The organism is Pseudomonas lundensis, assembly GCF_002269125.1.
Taxonomy (GTDB): domain Bacteria; phylum Pseudomonadota; class Gammaproteobacteria; order Pseudomonadales; family Pseudomonadaceae; genus Aquipseudomonas; species Aquipseudomonas lundensis_A.
In genome coordinates, this window is sequence record NZ_NQKI01000070.1 from 1 (window position 1) to 4,161 (window position 4,161).

Below are 4,161 nucleotides of genomic sequence, written 5' to 3' on the forward strand. Positions count from 1 at the left end.
GCCATAGGAGCGGCAATTTCAGGGAGTGAGGCAGGCAGGCGCTACGCTGTCGCCTGCCCTCACTCCCTGATGCTCGCCGGCTGGTATGAATCGCCCAGGTAGCGATAGAACCTATCCAGGTACGGAAGCCCGTCGAGCGGCTCATCGAGCAGCGAGTCGGGAATCTCAACGCCACGGAACAAGCCGAAGCTGTTCAGCAGGCGCTTGCCCTTGAGGATCTGCGCCGCGTGCCAGTTGTCAGCCAAGGTCAGATCGGAGAATTTCACGGCGTACTTGAACACCTCCATGAAACCCTCAACGGGATCGCCCAGGATGGGCCTGCAATCCACGACCATGCTGTCACCGGTGATCTTGTGCCACTCGGTGCTGAGGTCGGTTTGGGAGGGCTGTGATGTGGCCAGAATGATCATGTGACAATGCGGGTGCCAGCCATTGCCCTTGTTGGTCAGCTCGAGGGTGTAGACGGCCCCCTCGGCTTTGCAAAGCTCTGTCCAGGGAGCGCCACGAGTACCGGCATTGAAGTAGCGACGACGATCCATCAAGCGACGTAGCGACTTCGCGAGGTGCGATTGACGCTCTTCAAGATCCGGCCCGTTTTTGACTGTTAGGGTCAGGAGATAGGGCCGCAGATCCGGGCGTTCCTCCTGGATCACCTGCCAGCGGGTCAAGTAAGCCCCAAGAGCCTTGGCACCGCGGCGAATGCCGCACAACGGACAGACCAGGTGCTGCTTGCAGAACGTCGCGCTATGCAGCCGTACCTTGCCCACGGTGAAGTACTCCCGGAAATGCAGGTAATTACCACAGCTGGCAAGGCTAGCGGCAGTCTTGATGGTCGCTTCGGACGGGGTCTTTCGGAGATGTTCTAGCATCGCCTGAGACCTTGTGTGAGCCACGCCGTAGCGTGTTATTCTCTCGTCCAGAAGCCTAGCTTCGTCAGCCCCTGTGAACTCCCCGCCTGCCAAGTTGGAAGAGTTCTCAGGGGTTTTTTTATGCGCCATTCATGGCCCCCTTTTCAGTGGGATCGAGCATAGCACCTGCATACACTTTGTTTCTATGTATCAAGTAAAGCAGGGATTCACCCGCCTCAGAACCGCGCAAAGCCCCGGAATCCGGGAGCATCAGCAGGAAAACAGCGATCAGAGACAAAACGTCCTTACGATCCAGCTCGATTGAAACCCTCATGCCCAACTCCTCAGTGGTGATGGCAAATTTTCTCATCACGACCAGGAACATAACGGGCGAGGTTTGCGCCTCCACTCCAGAGCCAAAAAACGAAGGAGTCTTCGGTAAAGTGGGGGTGTAACAGCACCCCACAGGATCAGGGAGGGGGGGTGAAGAACATTTCGCAATACTACCCAGGGCGCCAAGAGCAAAAATCAACAGCACCCATGCTGGGGGCCTCCGCTCCCGGCCGGTGGCCAGGAACAGAGAGCCAAAGGGTGATTTGATCGGCGAAGGGTCAAGGGTTCGCTTCGCCCGGGACTCCGTTCGGCGCGACGGTGAAGCGAGTCACGACGAGCCGGGGTCGCGGCCCCTGACCTGGGAAGTTTCAACGGTGGACGGACTGGCCTCGATCGGAGTGCGGGTACTTGTTCCCGTGCGTAGGTCGAGGAGACAAGCGCAGCGCGTCAGGCATGTGCTGCTCTAGCCCTCAAGGCCATCACCTCGCGAGCGGGCAGAGCGCGTAGTTCGGCATTGCGAAACGCCAGGTCAGCACGGAACGGCTTGGTGTCTGCGTCCCAATGCTCCAGGTCTTCCAGGCGAAATTGATAATCGCCCTGATAAGCCGCCGCCAAGTCAGCCGCAAAGGCCCTAGCAGCCTCTCCAGGCGTTTTTAACGCCCAAGACACTGAATCCCCGATTTCGTCAGGAACAACGCCTGTATCGCCTTCCTGAGCCCTTAGGAGGGCATGCTCGTTGTATTCCGCTGCGCCGGTTTCAGGATTCTCTGCTGGGTTCCCAGGGCAAAGCCTCGGCTCCCAGGGCAGCATGTACATGGATCGACCGAGTACGTCCTGCAGGACGTAATCCGAAGGTTTGGCGAGACGCTGCATGAGGACTGCTCCAAGGCGAAAATCGCATGGTAGCGCAGAGGGTTTTGGGCAGCTGAAAGCTGCTTCCAGAGCGGCCAAAAGCCGCTCTGATAAACCGGCGTCGAAGACGACGGAAACAGCATGACAGACGCCATCCGAGCCCACGAGGGTGGTGAGGGAAAATGGCCCCCAGGCCGAATTTTTCCGTTCTGCCCTGGTGCAGCCCGTTCAGGGCGAAACCAGGGTGCGAAGCATCAGGCCGCACCGCTTGCGTGCGCGTCAGGTGAAACCGGACCAACCTGGTTTCGAGCCGGAGCAGCAGAGGGAGGGACGAAGTCCCGCGCCGATGCGTCGCGCAGTCTCAGAAAGCAGGTTGGTCCGGCTTTGCCGGGCGCGCACGCGGGTGAATTTTCGAGACAAGCCCGTCCAGGGCGCAGGGGAGGAAAGAGGGTGGCGAATCGCGCAGCGATTCAGAACCCTGAAGGCCTTCCGGGGCGCTCCCCCGGGAGGTTTGGGCGTCCCGCAGGGGCGGCCACGGAGCCCCGCAGGGGTGACGGCATTTTGCTGTTGGGTTCTATGTTTTTGGCTCTTGGTCGTTGTATTGCTGGACCTATTGTTTGGTCTATTGCAGCCGCAATAGGAGGGCCATACGAGGCATTTTCCCAAAAGGTGAGGCCGGCAGGCGCTACGCTGTTGCCGGCCTCACCTTTTGGGGCTCGCTGATCGGTCAAGAAATGCCTCAAACGCAAGATCTTCGGCCTCCTGTTTGGCATGGCGAACAGGCTTCAAAGGATCAGTGTTTCGTTCATTTCGACGACGCTCATAAGCGGCTCGGAACTGTTCCCAAGTGATCGAGACACCGTCTTCGTTGAGCAGCTCAATTACCCGTTTATCAATCCTGCATTGCATGGCTTAGCCCTCTCCTCGTCCTCAACTCATCCAGCCGATATTCATCACCCAGGTAACGGTAAAAACGATCCAAATATGGGAGGCCATCGAGGGGTTCATCGAGCATAGACTCAGGGATATCGACCCCCCTGAACAACCCAAGGCTGTTCAACAAGCGCTTGCCCTTGAGGATCTGCGCCGCGTGCCAATTGTCGGCCAGGGTCAAGTCGGAGAACTTCACGGCGTACTTGAATACCTCCATGAAGCCCTCAACGGGATCGCCCAGGATGGGCCTGCAATCCACAACCATGCTATCGCCAGTGATCTTGTGCCACTCGGCGCTGAGGGCGGTTTGGGATGGCTGAGAGGTCGCCAGAACGATCATGTGGCAATGCGGGTGCCAACCCTTGCCCTTGTTGGTCAACTCCAGTGTGTAGACCGCTCCTTCAGCCTTACAAAGCTCTGTCCACGGGGCACGCGGAATGCCGCCGTTGAAATGGCGACGATGCGTTAGCAGCTTGCGAAGTGACTTACTGAGGTGGGCCTGCCGCTCTTCCAGGTCATCACCGTTTTTGACCGTAAGGGTCAGGAGATATGGGAGCAAATCTGGACGATCTTGCTGGAGGACCTGCCAGCGGGTCAGATACGCGCCAAGAGCTTTTGCCCCTCGGCGGATCGCACAAAGAGGGCACACGAGATGCTGCCGACAGAACGAGGCGCTGTGCAGCCGTACCTTACCCACGGTGAAATACTCCCGAAAGTGCAGGTAATTTCCGCAGGTGGCTAGGCCCGCGGCGGTCTTGATACTAGCGTGGGACGGAGCTTCTCGGAGATGTTCGAGCATCGCCTGAGACCTTGCGTGAGCAACGCCGTAGCGTGCTATTCTTTCGCCCAGAAGCCTAGCTTCGTGAGCCCCTGTGAACTCCCCGTCTGCCAAGTTGGAAGGGTTCCCAGGGGTTTTTTTATGCGCCATTCATGGCCCCCTTTTCAGTGGGATCGAGCATAGCACCTGCATACACTTTGTTTCTATGTATCAAGTAAAGCAGGGATTCACCCGCCTCAGAACCGCGCAAAGCCCCGGAATCCGGGAGCATCAGCAGGAAAACAGCGATCAGAGACAAAACGTCCTTACGATCCAGCTCGATTGAAACCCTCATGCCCAACTCCTCAGTGGTGATGGCAAATTTTCTCATCACGACCAGGAACATAACGGGCGAGGTTTGCGCCTCCACTCCAGAGC

5 protein-coding genes are annotated in these 4,161 nt (G+C 58.2%); all 5 read right to left on the reverse strand.

Annotation, left to right across the window (positions count from 1 at the left end):
* Nucleotides 1-59: 59 nt before the first annotated feature.
* Nucleotides 60-869: a protein rep gene (locus tag CJF39_RS22285; RefSeq protein ID WP_196492187.1), complete on the reverse strand. Its 810-nt coding sequence runs from the start codon at nt 867-869 to the stop codon at nt 60-62.
* A 118-nt stretch (nt 870-987) separates the two neighbouring features.
* Nucleotides 988-1,182: a hypothetical protein gene (locus CJF39_RS22290; RefSeq protein ID WP_141232220.1), complete on the reverse strand. Its 195-nt coding sequence runs from the start codon at nt 1,180-1,182 to the stop codon at nt 988-990.
* A 446-nt stretch (nt 1,183-1,628) separates the two neighbouring features.
* Nucleotides 1,629-2,054, reverse strand: coding sequence for a hypothetical protein (locus tag CJF39_RS22295; RefSeq protein ID WP_094995333.1), 426 nt, complete (start codon nt 2,052-2,054; stop codon nt 1,629-1,631).
* Nucleotides 2,055-2,925: 871 nt separating this feature from the next.
* Nucleotides 2,926-3,765 (reverse strand): protein rep, encoded by an 840-nt coding sequence (locus tag CJF39_RS22305; RefSeq protein WP_212555996.1) that lies wholly within the window; start codon nt 3,763-3,765, stop codon nt 2,926-2,928.
* A gap of 118 nt (nt 3,766-3,883) precedes the next feature.
* A partial coding sequence (locus tag CJF39_RS23120; RefSeq protein ID WP_170942723.1) for a hypothetical protein occupies nt 3,884-4,161 on the reverse strand: 278 nt, incomplete at its 5' end.